Below are 15,407 nucleotides of genomic sequence, written 5' to 3' on the forward strand. Positions count from 1 at the left end.
CTGAAACCACAACGCCGGGTACCCGGCGTCCTTTGTACATGGAGTCCCAATGCGCAATATCGCCCTGTCCGCACGGATGCTCGCGGGCCTGTCTCTGGCCCTGTGCCTCCCCCTTGCCGGAGCTGCCGAACTCATCGGCTTCCGTGAAATCACCGTGGCGGATGCCAGCGGCCAGCGCCCACTGCATGTCGCCCTCTGGTATCCCACCGAAACACCCGCGCCGCTGCTGACATCCGCAGAGACCCCGGTCTTCCAGGGCCTACCCGCCATCAAGGATGCCTCGCCTGACCCGGCGGCCCACCCATTGGTGGTCCTGTCCCACGGCTATCGCGGCAGCTGGCGCAACCTCAGCTGGCTGGTACCGAGCCTGGTCAACCAGGGCTATGTGGTCGCAGCTCCAGACCACCCTGGCACCACGACCTTCGACCGACGCCCGGCAGAAGCGGCGAAGCTCTGGGAGCGCCCCCACGATATGAGCCAGGTGATCGACACGCTCACTGCCGACAGCAGCCTGGCCGGCGCCGTCGATCCGCAGCGTATCGCCGCCATCGGCCATTCCCTGGGCGGCTGGACGGTCACCGCGCTGGCTGGCGCCCGCTACAGCCCGCAACGCTTCCTCGAGGAATGCCGACTGCATCCCAACCCGCGCCTGTGCGGGTTGGCTGCGGAACTGGGTATCGCTGCAGGCAACCAGGGCCAGCTGAGTGCCGACCTGCGCGACCCGCGAATCAAGGCAGTGGTTTCCCTGGACCCGGGACTGGTCCGCGGATTTACCCCACAGAGCCTGGCCGCGGTACAGACGCCGACCTTGATCCTGGGCGCCGGGGTGAACATTGCCGGCATGCCGGTGGAACAGGAGTCGGGGTACCTGCAAGCCCACCTGCCGCCGGCCACCTCAAGCCTGCTGGTGGTCGCCGATGCCAGCCATTTCAGCTTCATGCAGCTGTGCAAGCCGGGAGCCACGGCCCTGCTCAGGGCAGATGACCCCGAGGATGAAATCATCTGCCGGGACGGCGACAAGCGCGGCCGCGAAGCGATTCACCAGCAAGCGGTCCAGGTCATCGGCGGTTTTCTCGAACGCCACCTGGCCAGCCAGCCGACGCCGCCATAATCAGGCGGCCTCTTCCCGGGCCACGGCCTTGGGCTTGCGCCATTGCGGCAGGCCGATCAACACCACAGCGCTGATGATCACCAGCATCGCCAGCGCCTCTTCGAAGCCGATGCTCTCGCCGACGAAGACGATGCCCAGCAACACCGCCACCGCGGGGTTGACGTAGGCATAGCTGGTGGCCGCCGCCGGGCGTACGTGCTTGAGCAGGTACATGTAGGCATTGAAGGCGATGATCGAACCGAAGCCTGCCAGGTAGGCCAGCGCCAGCCAGCCCTCCAGGGCGGGCATGGCTTCCAGGCGCTCGCCGCGCAGCAGGCTGCCCAGCAACAGCACTACACCACCGACGAGCATTTCCGCGGCGCTGGCCATGGCCCCCTGGGGCAGAGGCAAATGCTTGCTCCAGACCGAGCCGAAGGCCCAGGCCGCTGCGGCGAACAGCAACAGGGCCGCGCCCAAGGGGCTCGATTGCAGGTTGGAACCCAGGTTCAGCATGCCGATGCCGATCATCCCGAGGATGATGCCGGCCCACTCCAGGCGGGTATTGCGCGTGCCCCAGAAATAACCGCAGAGCAAGGTGAACAACGGCACCGTGGCCACCGCCAGGGCCGCCACTCCGGAAGCCACGCCCAGGTGCTCGGCGACCGTCACCGCACCGTTGCCGAAACTCAGCAGCAGGATGCCGATGATCCCGGCGGCCTTCCATTGCGCCCAGGTGGGCGCCGGGACTCCACGCCAGCGCAGGAACGCATACATCAGGCTGCCGGCGAGTACGAAGCGGATACCGGCAAGCATCAAGGGTGGCCAGTATTGGACACCGATGCGGATCACCAGGTAGGTCGACCCCCAGATCACGTAGAGGGCAAAGAATGCAGCGATCAACGGCAAGGGAAAGCGGCTTTGGCCAGGCATGGGATACGGCTCGGGAGGCAGGCAGGGAGGGCCCATTGTAGAAAGCCGAACGGGGCAAGCTTAAGTTACAAAACTTGTTTTTAAGAGCAGTACACTTTCCAAAACATGGAGTTCGGGGCTATATACCTTGCTTTCGAAAGCCAGGGTGTTTTGGAGCCTTCCATGGACAAGTATGACCGCATGCTCTTGGCCCAACTGCTGGAAAACGGCCGGGCGACTTATGCCGAGCTGGCGCGCAAGGTCAACCTCTCGGCACCTGCCGTGGCCGAGCGGGTCGCCAAGCTCGAAGCCAGCGGCGTGATCACCGGCTACCAGGCCAAGGTCGACATGAACAAGCTGGGGTTGCCGATCCAGTGCGTCATCGAACTGCGCCTGGCCCAGCACGGCAACCAGAAAAGCTATGACGAACTGATCAAGATCCCACAACTCACCGAATGCCACCGGGTCACGGGCGATCCCTGCGTGATCATGCAGGCCGCCGTGGGTTCGATGCCGGAGCTGGAAGAGCTGATCAACCGCGTCGCCCAGTTCGGCTTCAGCAAGACTTCCATCGTGCTCTCCAGCGCCATTGAACGGCGCCTGCCCCTGGGGCACCTGGACAGCAACGGCAAACCTTCCACCTGATCCACCATTGGCCTGTAGCCGCTGTCGAGCCACGGCCAAGCTGCGGGCCGCAGATTCCGATGGGGCTTGCGGCGCGTCAGCGATGGCGCCGCAAGTGCTCGGGCACCTTGGCCGCCGGAACCTTCTGCAACTTGCACAAGAAATCGTGGGACAACTGGTGCAGGCCGTGGGTATCGCGCAGTTCGCCCGCCAGGTGCACCAGCAAGTTGGCCGCCATCTCAGCGTCGGCCATGGCCCGGTGGGCCTGGCCGGTATGCGGCAGGCTGGCGTAGGCGGTCAGGGTGCCCAGCTTGTGGTTCGGCGCCGCCGGCATCAGGCGCCGGGCCAGCAGCAGGGAACAGGCGAAGTTCTGCAACCGGGTGCGCCGGATCCGCCCCAGCTCGAAATCCCAGAACTTCTGGTCGAAGGCGGCGTTATGCGCCACCAACGGCGTGGTGCCGACGACCTCGTTGACTTCGTTCATCACCTGCTCCGCCGAGGGAGCCCCGCGCAGCATGGCGTTGCTGATGCCGGTCAATTGCTCGATGAACGCCGGTACCCGCACGCCGGCATTCATCAGGCTCTGGTAACGCTCGACGATGCGCCCCTGTTCGAGGATCACCACGGCGATCTCGGTGGCCCGGCAACTGCTGCTCGGGGAAAGCCCGGTGGTTTCGAAGTCGATGACGGCAATGCGTTCCAAACCTGTTTTGCTCCGTATGAATCTGTTTTCAGCTTTTCAACAACAAGGCGCCTTCGATCGGCACATAGCGGCTGGCGGCGCGAATCAGCGAATTGGCGGTCAGCCCCGGCACTCCGTAGGCCACCGCGCTGACGCCATGCTTGTGGATGATGCGCTCCAGCAAGAGGTCGAAATCGCCGTCGCCGGAGGCCAGCACCACTTCATCCACCTGGCTGGCGGCGTCCATGATGTCGATGGTGATACCCACGTCCCAGTCGCCCTTGGCCGAGCCATCGCTGCGCTGGATGTAGGGTTTGAGTTTTACCGTGAAGCCCAGGTTGCGCAGGATCTGCTGGAACTGCTGCTGCTTGCTGTCACCGCGGTCGATGGCATAGGCATAGGCCTGGACGATCTGCCCGTGCTTGCTGATATCGGCCCACAGCGCCGCGTAGTTGAAGTGACAGCCATAAGCCTGGCGCACGGTGTAGTAGAGGTTTTGGACATCGGCGAACAGGGCGATTTTTTTCACCGCTAATCCTCATGGCGCTGCAGCACGGCAACTGGATCGACCCTTGGGGTCGGAAAAGTCGTCCAGTATGCCAGCGCCAGGGATTGTTCCGCGAATTATCGGCCCGGGGCATGTTGTGGCCCCGGACCGATGGTAGGTCAGACGAAGGAATCGTCGTCGGAGAAGAACGAACTGTCGTCGTTGTCGTAGCCCGCGTCGTTGAGGCCGCCCTGGTCGTTGCCGCCCCAGGAGTCGTTGTTGGCATAACGCTGTTCGTCATTGCCCCAGCCGCTGTTGTCGCTGGCCGGCGCCGGCTCTTCCTTGATGACTTCGACCACTTCCTGGGGCTGCTGGTTGCTGTGGAACAGGCTGCTGATGCCCTGGGCCAGCATCACGCCGCCTGCGACACCGGCGGCGGTTTTCAGCGCGCCACCCAGGAAACTGCTGCCAGCCGCTGGCGCCTGCTGCGGCGCATAGTTCTGTTGCGGCGCAGCGCCGAACCCCTGCTGGGGCGCACCGAAATTCTGCTGTGGCGCGCCAAAGCCCGGGCGTGGCGGCTCACGCCAGCCACCGCCGGAAGATGGCGCCGGGCTCGCGGCCGGGGCCGGTTGCGCTTCGCGGGAGCCACCGAAGATGCTCGACAAGAACCCGCCACTCGAGGCCGGGGCCGGAGCCGCCTGGGACTTGGCCTGTTGCAGTTGGGCCTGCAGTTGCTGGACTTGCTGGGTCAGTTGCTTGTTCTGTTCGTCGAGGCTCTTGAGGGCAGCCTCCTGCACCAGGATCGCCTGGGTCATGAAATACCCGGCCGCAGGCTGGCGGGTCAGATGCTCCTTGATCCGCGCCTCGGCCTGGGCATCACGCGGGGCTGAATCCGTTTCGGCTTGCTGCAACCGTGAAAACAGTCCATCGATCAGGGTTTGCTCTTCGCTATTCATGGCGACCTCTTTAGATTGCCGGTAAAAATCCGCTCTACGGTCCGAAGGGACCGCGATACGCAACAGTTATGGGGTTGGTGCGTCGACTTTCAATGGTCTTTACCCAAGGTTTACGTTTGCTTCCCCGGGGCCTGCATCGGTTAAAGTGTCCAACCGCTTCGCCACTGCGACCCCTTCGATGAATCCGTTAGACGTTCTGCGCGACTCCCTGTATTTCTTTCGACGCAACCTCGGGCGCATCGCCCAGCTGTGCCTGCCACTGGTGATTCTCGAGGCGCTGCTGCAACAGGCTGCCGGCAAGGCCCTGGGCCCGAATGCTTTTTCCGGGTACAGCGTGATCGTCGGCCTGCTGGTGTATCCGCTGTACACCGGCGCACTGATCCTGCTCCTCGATGCCCGTACCCGTGGCGAATCGCCCCGAACCCGCGATCTCTTGGCCATGAGCCTGAGCCTGTGGCCGCGCTTCGCCCTGCTGACGGCGGTCAGTACCCTGCTGATCTTGCTGGGGCTGTCGCTGTATTTCCTGCCGGGCCTATGGCTGATGGTGGTCCTGGCCTTCGCCGAGTACCTGCTGGTACTCAAGGGGGCATCGCCGCTGAATGCCATCACCGAGAGCTTCCGCCTGAGCCGCGGGCATTTCCTACGGATCCTGGCGTGCATCCTGTGCGTGATGACCCCGCTCTGGCTGCTCAAGGGCATGAGCGAAGCCGCCTATCCAGACCCGACGCCGCTGGTGGCACTGACCATCGACAGCGCCTACAGCTTCCTCCAGCTGTTCACCAGCGTGGTGCTGTTCCGCCTGTTCATGCTGATCAGCCAGCAGCCGGACAAGCACTGAAACCCCGGCGCGACCGCTCTACCCCTTGGGGGACGGCTGCGCACTCGGTTATGCTCGGACCCCATCCCGCAACGCCATAAGCCGAGCCGATGATCCGTCTACTTCGCGTGACCCTGTTGAGCCTGCTGCTGATCGGCCTGGTATTAGCCGGTCTGATCTACAGCCTGACCTGGCGTCCCCAGGCCAAGGAAACCCTGGCGGTTTCCTGTAGCGCCGAAGCCGCGCCGCTGGTACCGGGCCAAGCGTTGAAGGTGATGACCTGGAACCTGCAGTACCTGGCCGGCAAGCGCTATGTGTTCTGGAACGACCAGGCCCATGGCCAGGACGAACGCCCCACCCTGGAGGACATGGCCTTCAGCCTCGACGAAGTGGCCCGGGTCATCCGCGACGAACAGCCGGACCTGGTGCTGCTTCAGGAAGTGGACGACAACGCCAAGGCCAGCGCCTACCAGGACCAGCTCAAGCTTCTCCAGGAACGCCTGGCCGATCTCTATCCCTGCAGCACCCGGGCCTACGACTGGAAGGCCGACTTCGTTCCCTCTGTGCATATCCTCGGCAGCGTCGGCCGGCAACTGGCGACCCTCAGCCGCTATCGCATCGAACACGCCGAGCGCCTGCAACTGCCGGTGGCGGCCCACAACTTCATCAGCCGGCAATTCCTGCCGCGAGACGCCCTGTTGCTCAGCTACCTGCCCCTGAACGACGGCGGACAACTGGCGGTACTCAATACCCACCTGGAGCGTGCGCAGCAGGCCGGCGAGACCCAGGCCCGGCAAGTCGCGGCCATCGCCAGGACCCTGGACAAACTGGAAGGCCGTGGCACTCCCTGGCTGATCGGCGGCGACTTCAACCTGCTGCCCCTGGGCCAGTACCGGCGCCTGGATGAGAACCAACGCACGCCCTACAGTGCCGACAGCCCCCTGCACCTGCTGTGGGACAAGTACCCGATGATCCCCAGCAATACCCAAGCCAGCGGTGCCGACCGCGCGCACTGGCTGACCCACTATCCCAACGACCCCGGTCTCGATGGGCCGGACCGGACCGTCGACTACCTGTTCTACAGCCCGCGCCTGAAGCGCGTGGAGTCACGGGTCCGCCAGGACGACACCCTGCGCATCTCCGACCATCTGCCGGTGCTCGCGCGCTTCCTGCTGCCGGCCCAGTAAACGGCCAGGGCGATGCCGCGCGGTAGCGGCGCTTTGATCCCTCGGTGAAACCTGGAGCGAAAAAACCACGCGATGCCGTCCTCCAGGTCCAGCACAAGCAAGTGCGCTGGGCCTGGAAGGCTCTTACTTGCGCGGCTTGGCCCGGGCGGTGGCCTCGGCGATCAGCGGATCATCCGGCCAGTAGTGCTTGGGATAACGGCCCTTGAGGTCCTTCTTGACCTCGGCGTAGGTGCTGCGCCAGAAGTTCGCCAGGTCCTGGGTCACCTGTACCGGGCGGCGGGCGGGGGACAGCAGGTGCAACTTGACCGCCTGGTGGCCACCGGCGATGCGTGGGGTTTCGGCCAGGCCGAACAGCTCTTGCAGGCGCACCGCGAGAATCGGCGGCTGTTCGCTGTAGTCCAGGCGAATCGAAGAGCCGGATGGCACCTTCAGGTGCTGCGGGGCCAGCTCGTCCAGGCGCTGGGGCAAGGGCCAGGGCAGCAAGCCGAGCAGGATGCCGGCCAGGTCCAGGTTGGCGAAGTGGGCCAGGCGCGAGACCTTGCCCAGGTACGGCGCCAACCAGTGTTCCAGTCCCTCAAGCAAGGCCGCATCGCTGACATCCGGCCACTGGCTTTCAGCCTTGGCGGCCAGTTCCAGCTGGCGCAACAGGGCCACCCGGGCCTGCCACTGGCGCAGCTCAGCGGTCCAGGGCAACAGTTCCAGGCCCTTGCGCCGCACCAACTGGACCAGGGCCAGGCTACGGGCGCTTTCGTCCAGGCCCGGCAGCGGCTCACGGCTCAGCACCAGCTCGCCCACCTTGCGTTGTCTTTCTGCCCGCAACAGGCCTTCACGCTCGTCCCAGTCCAACTGGTCGACGTTGCGCACCTGCTCGGCCAGCACCGTTTCGAACAGCGCTGGATCGAAATCCGCAGCCAGGTAGATCCGCTCCTCACGCTGACCCTGGCGACTACCCAGGTCGGCGATCACCAGCCAGGGCTGCTTCATCAGGTTGTCGGGCTCGCTGAACAGGGCCGCACGGCCATTGGCCAGGCGGTACTCGGCGCCACCCGGGCGCCGTTGCTGGGCCACCCGGTCGGGATAGGCCAGGGCCAGCAAGGCACCGAGCCAGCGTGGATGCTCGGGATCGGCCACCGCCGCATTAGCTTGGCCCCGCAGGTAGCCGCGGTATTGGCGCGCCAGTTGCCGAGCCCGCTGCACGCCACCCTGGGCGCCACGGGCAGCTCGCGCCTCACCCGAGAGCAGCACCAGGCGGCTGTGCAGGTCGGCGTCGCCCCCCCGCAAGATGTCCCGCTCGCCAAGCAAGGCCGCGACATCGCAAGCCATCGCTGCCAACCCCAGGGACTGGCCACGCAGCAACAGATGGGCGATGCGTGGGTGGGCCGGCAACTCGGCCATGGCCTGGCCGTGGCGGGTCAGGTTGCCTGCCCCGTCGAGCGCGCCCAGGCGCATCAACAGGTCCTGGGCCTGGGCATAGGCCGCAGCGGGCGGCGCATCCAGCCAGGCCAACTGGCCCGGCGTCACGCCCCAGCGCGCCAGTTGCAACGCCAGGCCGGCCAGATCGGCCTGGAGTATCTCCGGGCTGGCATGGGCGGCCAGTTGTTCTTGCTGGTCCGCCGACCACAGCCGGTAGCACACCCCCGGTTCCAGGCGCCCGGCGCGACCGGCACGCTGGGTGGCGCTGGCCCGGGAGATGCGTTGGGTATCGAGGCGGGTCATGCCGCTGCCGGGATCGAAGCGCGGCACCCGCGCCAGCCCGGCATCCACCACCACCCGCACGCCGTCGATGGTCAGGCTGGTCTCGGCGATGTTGGTGGCCAGCACCACCTTGCGCTTGCCCGGCGGCGCCGGATCGATGGCGGCGCGCTGGGCAGCAAGCTCCAGTTCGCCGTGCAACGGGCACAGCAGGATCTCGTCACGCTCGCCCAAGGCCTCGCTCAATTGCTGGTGCACCCGGCGAATCTCCGCCTGGCCCGGGAGGAACACCAGCAGGCTGCCGCTCTCGTCATGGACCGCCTCCAGGACCGCCTGCACCACCCGCGGCTCGATGAACTCACCAGGCTGGAACGGCCGGCCCCAGCGCTGGGCCACCGGGAACATGCGCCCCTCGCTGCGCAGGATCGGCGCATCGTCCAGCAACGCCGACAGGCGCTCGCCCTCCAGAGTCGCCGACATCAGCAGGATCTTCAGCGGTTGCTCGTCACGGAACAGTTCGCGGCCATTGAGGCTCAAGGCCAGGGCCAGGTCGGCATCCAGGCTGCGCTCGTGGAACTCGTCGAAGATCAGCAGGCCGACCCCCTCCAGGGCCGGATCGTCCTGCAGGCGCCGGGTGAGAATGCCTTCGGTGACCACTTCGATACGGGTACGCGGGCCGACCTTGCTGTCCAGGCGGATGCGATAGCCCACGGTTTCCCCGACTTTTTCTCCCAGCTCGCTGGCCAGGCGCTCGGCGGCGGCACGGGCGGCCAGGCGCCGGGGTTCGAGCATCAAGATGGTTTGCCCGGCCAGCCAATCCTGGTCCAGCAACGCCAGGGGCACGCGGGTGGTCTTGCCGGCGCCGGGCGGGGCTTCGAGCACCGCTTCGTGGCGTGTCGCCAGGGCGTCACGCAGTGCAGGCAAAACTTCATCGATCGGCAAGGATTTCATGCTGGCTCCAAAACAGAGGCGCGAGTATAACGGCGAACTGCCCGGGGCTGATCATGGTCTGAGTGCTGATCGACGAGACTTGCCCCCGCACCATTTGTCCGGGCCTTCATGCCTGTTAGGAGATATCCATGCGTATTCCCCACCGTGTCATCGGCGGCATCCTGGTGACCACCCTGCTGACCCAGCTCACCGCCTGCGGCTCGATCTTCTTTCCTGATCGGCGCGGCCAGATCGACGGCAAGATCGACCCGGTGATCGTGGCGCTGGATGCCGTGGGCCTGCTGTTCTACGTGATCCCGGGGCTGATCGCCTTCGGCATCGACTTCGCCACTGGCGCCATCTACCTGGAGCCGGGCAAGACTGCGCAGGTCGCCCCGGAAAAACTCCAGCAGGCCATCGGCGCCGACGGTACAGTCGACAAGCGCAAGTTGCAGGCCATCCTCGAGCAGGAGCTGGGGGGCCACTTCCCGCTGGACGACCCACGCCTGATCCAGCACAAGGGCAGCGTGCAACAACTGGCCCTGTACGGACTACAGCCAGCCGCTTGAACCCGCCACACAAGGAAATCCCATGATCGGCAGCCCGGAACACGCCCGCCTCCTGCGCCTCGCCACCCGCGCCTCGGTGACCGTGGCCGGCATCCTGATCCTGACCAAGGCCGTGGCCTGGTGGCTCAGCGGCTCGGTGAGCATGCTCGCGGGCCTGACCGACTCGGTGCTCGACGGCTTCACCTCGCTGCTCAACCTGCTGGCGGTGCACTATGCCCTGCGTCCGGCGGACGACGACCATCGCTACGGCCACGGCAAGGCCGAGTCCCTGGCCGGCATGGCCCAGGCGCTGTTCATCGCGGGCAGCGCGGTACTGATCGCCTTCCAGGCGGTCGAGCGCCTGCACCACCCGGAACCGGTCGGGGCACCGTGGCTGAGCATCGGGGTGATCGTATTGTCGCTAGTGCTGACCAGCGCCTTGCTGGTGCTGCAGCATCGGGTGATCCGGGCCACCGGCTCCAACGCGGTGCGCGCCGACTCGCTGCACTATCGCTCCGACCTGATGCTCAACGGCAGCATCCTCCTGGCCCTGGCCCTGGCGGCCTTCGGCTGGCAGCAGGTGGATGCCTGGTTCGGCCTGGGGATCGCCGTGTACATCCTCTGGAGCGCGATCCAGATCGCCCGGGAAAGCTTCTCGGTCCTGATGGACGAGGAACTGCCGACCGAGGTCAGCCAGCACATGCTGGAACTGGCCTGCGCGGTCCCCGGAGTATTGGGCGCCCATGACCTGCGGACACGGATTTCCGGCAGCCGCTGGTTCGTCCAGCTGCATCTGGAGCTACCCGGCGACCTAACCCTGAGGGTGGCCCACGGCATCAGCGACCAGGCCGCCGATGCGATCCACGCGGCCTATCCGCGGGCCGAAGTGCTGGTGCACGCCGACCCGCAGGAAGTGGTCAGGGCCGCCAGGGCTCAGTAGGTCACCTGGTAGCCCCGTGAGCTCAGGCAGCTGCCCTGGGCCTGGCGATAGGCCTGGACCACTTCGGGCGCCGGCTGGTACGTCACGCTGGCCGGATCGAAACCACTCTGCTGCACTGCCCAGCGATAACAGTCGTAGCGGTCCTGATCGACCTGCTGCGGCGGCTGGCCGTTGACCGGATAGGCCAGCACGTCATAGCCGTTGCCAACCGGTTGCGGCGCAGGCGGCGCAACGCCTGTCGGCGGCTCCACCACCACGTACTCCTGGGTGTTGGCTTCATAGGTGTAGTAGGCACCGGCGGCAAGGAAGAACAGCGCGCTGCCGATCCACACTTCCCGCGCGTAATCGGGCAGGTAGCCCACGCGGATGCCATAGGGTGGAGTCACCACCACATAGCGGCTGCCCTGGGGTCGATACCAGTAGCCACCCGAGAAGAAGTAGTCGTGACCACGGTAGGGCACGCGAAAGTTGCGCTCGGGGAAACGGTCGATCACATAACCCGGGCGGTATTGCGGACCCGGGCCCCAACCGTTGCCACGACCGTCAGGACGACCCGGCCAGCGATGATCGTTGGGGTGGCGATTGTCTGGGCGCCAACCCGGATTGCCGGCCTGCCAATGCGGGTTGTAATCGTTGCGCCGGGGGATGTCCTGGTAATAACCGCGTTGTGGCTCCTGGGTCTGGCGCACAGTATCCGGACGCGGCTGGATCGGCAGGTTCGGGGCCGGTTGTGGCGCTGGCCGCCCCTGCTGCTCGGCCTCATGGCGGGGGCGTTCCTGCCACTGCCCTTCCTGATGTTGAGGGCTGCGCTCGAACTGGCGGCTGTTGTCGCCACGGATGATTTCGTTCTGCACCCGCGGTTGCTGCGGGGCCGGCTGCTGGTACGCCGGATGGCCCTGGTTGTTCTCCCTGCGGCCTTCAGGAGCATGTTCGCGCTGTCCCCCGGCCTGCTCCCCCTGCTGGGGAGGGCGCCTCTCGTCTCGCTCATCGGCGAACACTTGCGCGCTAACGCTCACGCACAACACACCAACACCTGCCATACGCCAGATGCGCGACTTCATGCTATTCCTCACTGCGAATTGGGGGACCTGAACATAAGACTGGCAAAAGCCCAGGGCGGTTCTGCTAGAGATTATCAGTCACGAAACTTATTTCGCAGGCAATAAAAAAGGGCGGCCCGTCGGCCACCCCTTGAGATTTTGTCCGTGCTCGGCGCTTGTGGCACCGGCTCACCTCACTCCGTCTTCTGGACAGGGTGCAGCCCGGGGGCCTGCCCAACCCTGTGGGGTTGGCGGCCGCGGCAGGCCTGATTCGGCGGGCCGCAGTGGACTCTATGTCCGGGCAGTGATTCTGGTGATAAGAATAGGCCTCGCCTCGCGACAAAGGATTGCGAAGATTGCTTTGCGAAACAGCTCTTGCGCAATTTTTAACCCGAGATAGATAATTCGACGCAATAGTTAAGACAAAGGCCTGAACGATGAGCAAACTGGACCGCTATGACCTGAGCATTTTGGCGGAATTGCAACGCGACGCCCGCATCTCCAACCAGGAATTGGCCGAACGCATCGGCCTGTCGCCCTCGCCTTGCTCGCGCCGGGTCAAGCAGCTGGAAGACGACGGCTACATCTCGCGCCAGGTCGCGCTGCTGGATCGCAAGATGCTCGGCCTGAGCCTGACCGCCTATGTGTTGATCGGCATGGATCGCCACACTCCGGAGCGCTTCGAGAACTTCGAGGCGGCGATCCGCAACCTGCCCCAGGTACTGGAGTGCAGCCTGGTGACCGGGATGGATGCCGACTACCAACTCAAGGTGGTAGTACCGGACATGGACCATTACCAGAAGCTGCTGCTGGGCCACCTGACTCGGATCGAAGGCGTGACCAGCGTCCGCTCCAGCTTCGTGCTCAACCAGGTACTCAACAGCACCGAACTGCCGCTGACCCACCTGCGCAACTGATCCGGCAAGCCGCCATGCGGTCCCGGGCTGTGGCGACGTAACGCACGCAGATCAATGCCCGGGCCGGAACGCTTGGCGTATACTCGCCCGGCTTTTTTTGTCCTGCGCGCACTGGAGATGTTCGATGGATCCGGCAGTATTCGAAGAGTGGATGATGACCGGCCTGGTCAGCATCCTGATCATTTTCATGGGTTTCATCGTCTGGGACCTGGCCAAGAAATCCAAGGCCGGGCGCTTCGGCTCGTTCATCCTGTTCTTCGTCCTGGGCCTGGGCGTGGCCGCCTTTATCATCAAGAGCGTGGTGATCGGCCTGATCGAGACCGGCGCCCTATAGCCGCGCCGGCACTTCCTTCCACTGGCCTTGGTCCAGCCCATCCAGGGTCCAGTCACCGATCCGCACCCGTACCAGGCGCAAGGTCGGCAAACCCACGGCGGCCGTCATGCGCCGCACCTGGCGATTGCGCCCTTCACGGATCACCAGCTCCAGCCAACTGGTCGGCACGCTCTTGCGAAAGCGCACCGGTGGATTGCGCGGCCACAATTGCGGTTCTTCGAGTTGGCGAGCCTGGGCCGGCAAGGTCATGCCGTCGTTAAGCTCCACGCCGTCGCACAAGCGCTGCAACTGCTCGGCGCTGGGTTCGCCTTCCACCTGCACCCAATAGGTCTTGGCCAGCTTGTGCTTGGGATCGGCGATGCGCGCCTGCAACTGGCCGTCGTTGGTCAGCAGCAACAGGCCCTCGCTGTCGCGGTCCAGGCGCCCGGCGGGATAGACCCCGGGGATGGCGATGAAATCCTTGAGCGTCGCCCGGCCTTCGCCATCGCTGAACTGGGTCAGCACATCGAACGGCTTGTTGAACAGGATCAACCGTGGCTCGGCGGGCGGCGCCTTGGCCACGCGCTTGGCGGGGGATGCGGAAAACGGCTTCGCGCCAGGGCGACGGGAAGCGGGACGGGACGGACGGGACATGAGCTAGGGAACATCTGGCGATCAGGACCGACAATGCTAGTGGCCTGATCGCCAAATGACCATGGGGCGAGGTGTCAGCGGAACGGCGGCTCGTCGAAGCTGCGCAGTTTGCGCGAGTGCAGGGAGTTGAGTTCGCTGCGCAGCAGGTCCACGGCCTCGATACCGATCTTCAGGTGCTGGCTGACCGCCCGCTCGTAGAAAGCGTTGGCCGAACCCGGCAGCTTGATCTCGCTATGCAGGGGCTTGTCCGAAACGCACAGCAAGGTGCCGTAGGGCACCCGCAGGCGATAACCCTGGGCAGCGATGGTGCCGCTTTCCATGTCCACCGCCACGGCCCGGGACAGGTTGATCAGCGGCCGCTCCTCGGCCCAGCGCAACTCCCAATTGCGGTCATCGTAGGTCAGCACGGTGCCGGTGCGCAGGCGCTTCTTCAGTTGCTCGCCCTTCTCCCCGGTGACGTTGGCCGCCGCTTCTTGCAGCGCCAGCTGGACCTCGGCCAGGGCCGGGATCGGGATGTTCGGCGGCACCACGCGGTCGAGGATGCCGTCGCGGCGCATGTAAGCGTGGGCCAGTACATAGTCACCGATGGTCTGGGACTGCCGCAGGCCGCCACAGTGGCCGATCATCAGCCAGCAGTGCGGACGCAGCACGGCCAGGTGGTCGGTGATGTTCTTGGCATTGGACGGGCCGACGCCGATGTTCACCAGGGTCACGCCGTGGCCATCGCTGGCCTGCAGGTGATAGGCCGGCATCTGGTAGCGATGCCAGACCACGCCGGCGGCAATGGCCGAGGCCTCGCCGTGGTCCATGCCCTTCTCGATGATCACGTTGCCCGGCAGCACCATGCGCACGAAGCGCGGATCGCTGCGCAGTTGCTCAAGGCCATGGACGATGAACTGGTCGACGTAGCGATGGTAGTTGGTCAGCAGGATCCACGGCTGCACATGGCGCCAGTCGCTGCCGGTGTAGTGCACCAGGCGGCGCAGGGAGAAATCCACCCGCGCGGCGTCGAACAGCGCCAGCGGCAGCGGATTGGCGTTTTCCCAGTTGTACAGGCCGTCGGCGATGCCATCGGTGGCGGCCGACAGGTCGGTGCTCGGGAAAACCCGGGCCAGGGCCGCGGCGGTCACGCCGGAGCCGGCCAGTTCATCGCCCTGCTCGACGACATAGGGATAAGGAATGTTCTGCTCGCTGACACCCACTTCCACCGTCACGGTGAAATCGTGCATCAGTGGCTCCAACTGCTCGAGCAGGTAATTGCGGAAGGCCGCGGGATGGGTGACGGTAACGCTGTAGGTGCCTGGCAGCTGGACCTTGGCGTAGGCCCGGGTGGTCTGTGGCACTTCGCCCTGGCAGTGATAGGTCAGGCGCAGCTCGGGATAACGGAACAACGCTCGCTGCTCGGCATCCGGTTCGATGCGGTCCTTGAGGTAACGCTTGAGCGCCTGGCTCAGCGCGGTGGTGGCCCGCTCGTGCAGAGCAGCCAGCCGATCCACGGCTTGTTCGGCGGATTGAACGACAATAAAAGCTTCGGTCACGATGAGCACCCTGTGTTCTGATCTTGCAGGCGTCCATCTTGCCTGCAACCTCGCCCCACGGAAACAGTGGCATCGCAGCCAGG

16 protein-coding genes are annotated in these 15,407 nt (G+C 65.3%); 8 read left to right on the top strand and 8 right to left on the bottom strand.

Annotation, left to right across the window (positions count from 1 at the left end):
- Window positions 1-49: 49 nt before the first annotated feature.
- Entirely contained in the window at window positions 50-1,111 is a 1,062-nt protein-coding gene (locus C4K40_RS27400; RefSeq protein WP_053134745.1) for an alpha/beta fold hydrolase, read from the top strand.
- On the opposite strand, the gene yedA is transcribed toward C4K40_RS27400, so the two are convergent.
- A complete protein-coding gene (gene yedA / locus C4K40_RS27405) occupies window positions 1,112-2,020 on the bottom strand; it encodes a drug/metabolite exporter YedA (protein WP_053134748.1) in 909 nt (302 codons plus the stop codon).
- Between the two features lie 162 nt (window positions 2,021-2,182).
- Between yedA and C4K40_RS27410 the strand changes: the two genes are divergently transcribed.
- Window positions 2,183-2,644, top strand: coding sequence for an Lrp/AsnC family transcriptional regulator (locus tag C4K40_RS27410; protein WP_053134750.1), 462 nt, complete (start codon window positions 2,183-2,185; stop codon window positions 2,642-2,644).
- 76 nt (window positions 2,645-2,720) lie between these two features.
- Here C4K40_RS27410 and C4K40_RS27415 read toward each other — a convergent pair whose 3' ends face one another.
- From C4K40_RS27415 to C4K40_RS27425, 3 genes are all read right to left on the bottom strand, one after another.
- Window positions 2,721-3,326 (bottom strand): PolC-type DNA polymerase III, encoded by a 606-nt coding sequence (locus C4K40_RS27415; protein WP_053134753.1) that lies wholly within the window; start codon window positions 3,324-3,326, stop codon window positions 2,721-2,723.
- Window positions 3,327-3,354: 28 nt separating this feature from the next.
- The gene (locus C4K40_RS27420) at window positions 3,355-3,834 is read right to left on the bottom strand and encodes an NYN domain-containing protein (protein WP_022641159.1); all 480 of its coding nucleotides are present in this window, start codon (window positions 3,832-3,834) and stop codon (window positions 3,355-3,357) included.
- A 137-nt stretch (window positions 3,835-3,971) separates the two neighbouring features.
- Complete coding sequence (locus tag C4K40_RS27425; protein ID WP_053134756.1) at window positions 3,972-4,748, bottom strand: DUF2076 domain-containing protein; 777 nt, start codon at window positions 4,746-4,748, stop codon at window positions 3,972-3,974.
- A 178-nt stretch (window positions 4,749-4,926) separates the two neighbouring features.
- On the opposite strand from C4K40_RS27425, the gene C4K40_RS27430 reads away from it, so the two are divergent.
- Window positions 4,927-5,586 (top strand): YciC family protein, encoded by a 660-nt coding sequence (locus C4K40_RS27430; protein ID WP_022641161.1) that lies wholly within the window; start codon window positions 4,927-4,929, stop codon window positions 5,584-5,586.
- Window positions 5,587-5,675: 89 nt separating this feature from the next.
- The gene (locus C4K40_RS27435) at window positions 5,676-6,752 is read left to right on the top strand and encodes an endonuclease/exonuclease/phosphatase family protein (protein ID WP_053134758.1); all 1,077 of its coding nucleotides are present in this window, start codon (window positions 5,676-5,678) and stop codon (window positions 6,750-6,752) included.
- 123 nt (window positions 6,753-6,875) lie between these two features.
- On the opposite strand, the gene hrpB is transcribed toward C4K40_RS27435, so the two are convergent.
- On the bottom strand, window positions 6,876-9,395 hold the full coding sequence (gene hrpB / locus C4K40_RS27440) for an ATP-dependent helicase HrpB (protein ID WP_053134761.1): 2,520 nt from the start codon (window positions 9,393-9,395) through the stop codon (window positions 6,876-6,878).
- A 128-nt stretch (window positions 9,396-9,523) separates the two neighbouring features.
- On the opposite strand from hrpB, the gene C4K40_RS27445 reads away from it, so the two are divergent.
- A complete protein-coding gene (locus C4K40_RS27445) occupies window positions 9,524-9,943 on the top strand; it encodes a hypothetical protein (protein ID WP_053134764.1) in 420 nt (139 codons plus the stop codon).
- A 22-nt stretch (window positions 9,944-9,965) separates the two neighbouring features.
- Complete coding sequence (locus C4K40_RS27450; RefSeq protein ID WP_022641173.1) at window positions 9,966-10,862, top strand: cation diffusion facilitator family transporter; 897 nt, start codon at window positions 9,966-9,968, stop codon at window positions 10,860-10,862.
- Here C4K40_RS27450 and C4K40_RS27455 read toward each other — a convergent pair.
- Window positions 10,856-11,923 (bottom strand): DUF6515 family protein, encoded by a 1,068-nt coding sequence (locus C4K40_RS27455; RefSeq protein WP_053134767.1) that lies wholly within the window; start codon window positions 11,921-11,923, stop codon window positions 10,856-10,858. The genes C4K40_RS27450 and C4K40_RS27455 overlap by 7 nt on opposite strands.
- 416 nt (window positions 11,924-12,339) lie before the next feature.
- Here C4K40_RS27455 and C4K40_RS27460 point away from each other — a divergent pair, with 416 nt between their 5' ends.
- Window positions 12,340-12,819, top strand: coding sequence for an Lrp/AsnC family transcriptional regulator (locus C4K40_RS27460; RefSeq protein ID WP_022641175.1), 480 nt, complete (start codon window positions 12,340-12,342; stop codon window positions 12,817-12,819).
- Between the two features lie 124 nt (window positions 12,820-12,943).
- The gene (locus C4K40_RS27465) at window positions 12,944-13,153 is read left to right on the top strand and encodes a DUF2788 domain-containing protein (RefSeq protein WP_022641176.1); all 210 of its coding nucleotides are present in this window, start codon (window positions 12,944-12,946) and stop codon (window positions 13,151-13,153) included.
- Here C4K40_RS27465 and C4K40_RS27470 read toward each other — a convergent pair.
- Window positions 13,148-13,714, bottom strand: coding sequence for a pseudouridine synthase (locus C4K40_RS27470; RefSeq protein WP_164485066.1), 567 nt, complete (start codon window positions 13,712-13,714; stop codon window positions 13,148-13,150). The two genes, C4K40_RS27465 and C4K40_RS27470, sit on opposite strands and share 6 nt — an antisense overlap.
- Before the next feature lie 146 nt (window positions 13,715-13,860).
- A complete protein-coding gene (gene amn / locus C4K40_RS27475) occupies window positions 13,861-15,324 on the bottom strand; it encodes an AMP nucleosidase (RefSeq protein ID WP_031320582.1) in 1,464 nt (487 codons plus the stop codon).
- Window positions 15,325-15,407: the final 83 nt, after the last annotated feature.

Origin of the sequence: Pseudomonas sp. CMR5c, assembly GCF_003850545.1 — a bacterium.
In the GTDB taxonomy this organism is placed as follows: Bacteria; Pseudomonadota; Gammaproteobacteria; order Pseudomonadales; family Pseudomonadaceae; genus Aquipseudomonas; species Aquipseudomonas piscis.

Excerpts from the sequence above, each read along its gene's own strand:
- yedA (WP_053134748.1), bottom strand. The coding sequence starts at position 2,020 with ATGCCTGGCCAAAGCCGCTTTCCCTTGCCGTTGATCGCTGCATTCTTT.
- C4K40_RS27455 (WP_053134767.1), bottom strand. The coding sequence starts at position 11,923 with ATGAAGTCGCGCATCTGGCGTATGGCAGGTGTTGGTGTGTTGTGCGTG.
- C4K40_RS27400 (WP_053134745.1), top strand. The coding sequence starts at position 50 with ATGCGCAATATCGCCCTGTCCGCACGGATGCTCGCGGGCCTGTCTCTG.
- hrpB (WP_053134761.1), bottom strand. The coding sequence starts at position 9,395 with ATGAAATCCTTGCCGATCGATGAAGTTTTGCCTGCACTGCGTGACGCC.
- C4K40_RS27450 (WP_022641173.1), top strand. The coding sequence starts at position 9,966 with ATGATCGGCAGCCCGGAACACGCCCGCCTCCTGCGCCTCGCCACCCGC.
- C4K40_RS27460 (WP_022641175.1), top strand. The coding sequence starts at position 12,340 with ATGAGCAAACTGGACCGCTATGACCTGAGCATTTTGGCGGAATTGCAA.
- C4K40_RS27445 (WP_053134764.1), top strand. The coding sequence starts at position 9,524 with ATGCGTATTCCCCACCGTGTCATCGGCGGCATCCTGGTGACCACCCTG.
- C4K40_RS27425 (WP_053134756.1), bottom strand. The coding sequence starts at position 4,748 with ATGAATAGCGAAGAGCAAACCCTGATCGATGGACTGTTTTCACGGTTG.
- C4K40_RS27435 (WP_053134758.1), top strand. The coding sequence starts at position 5,676 with ATGATCCGTCTACTTCGCGTGACCCTGTTGAGCCTGCTGCTGATCGGC.
- C4K40_RS27430 (WP_022641161.1), top strand. The coding sequence starts at position 4,927 with ATGAATCCGTTAGACGTTCTGCGCGACTCCCTGTATTTCTTTCGACGC.
- C4K40_RS27465 (WP_022641176.1), top strand. The coding sequence starts at position 12,944 with ATGGATCCGGCAGTATTCGAAGAGTGGATGATGACCGGCCTGGTCAGC.
- C4K40_RS27410 (WP_053134750.1), top strand. The coding sequence starts at position 2,183 with ATGGACAAGTATGACCGCATGCTCTTGGCCCAACTGCTGGAAAACGGC.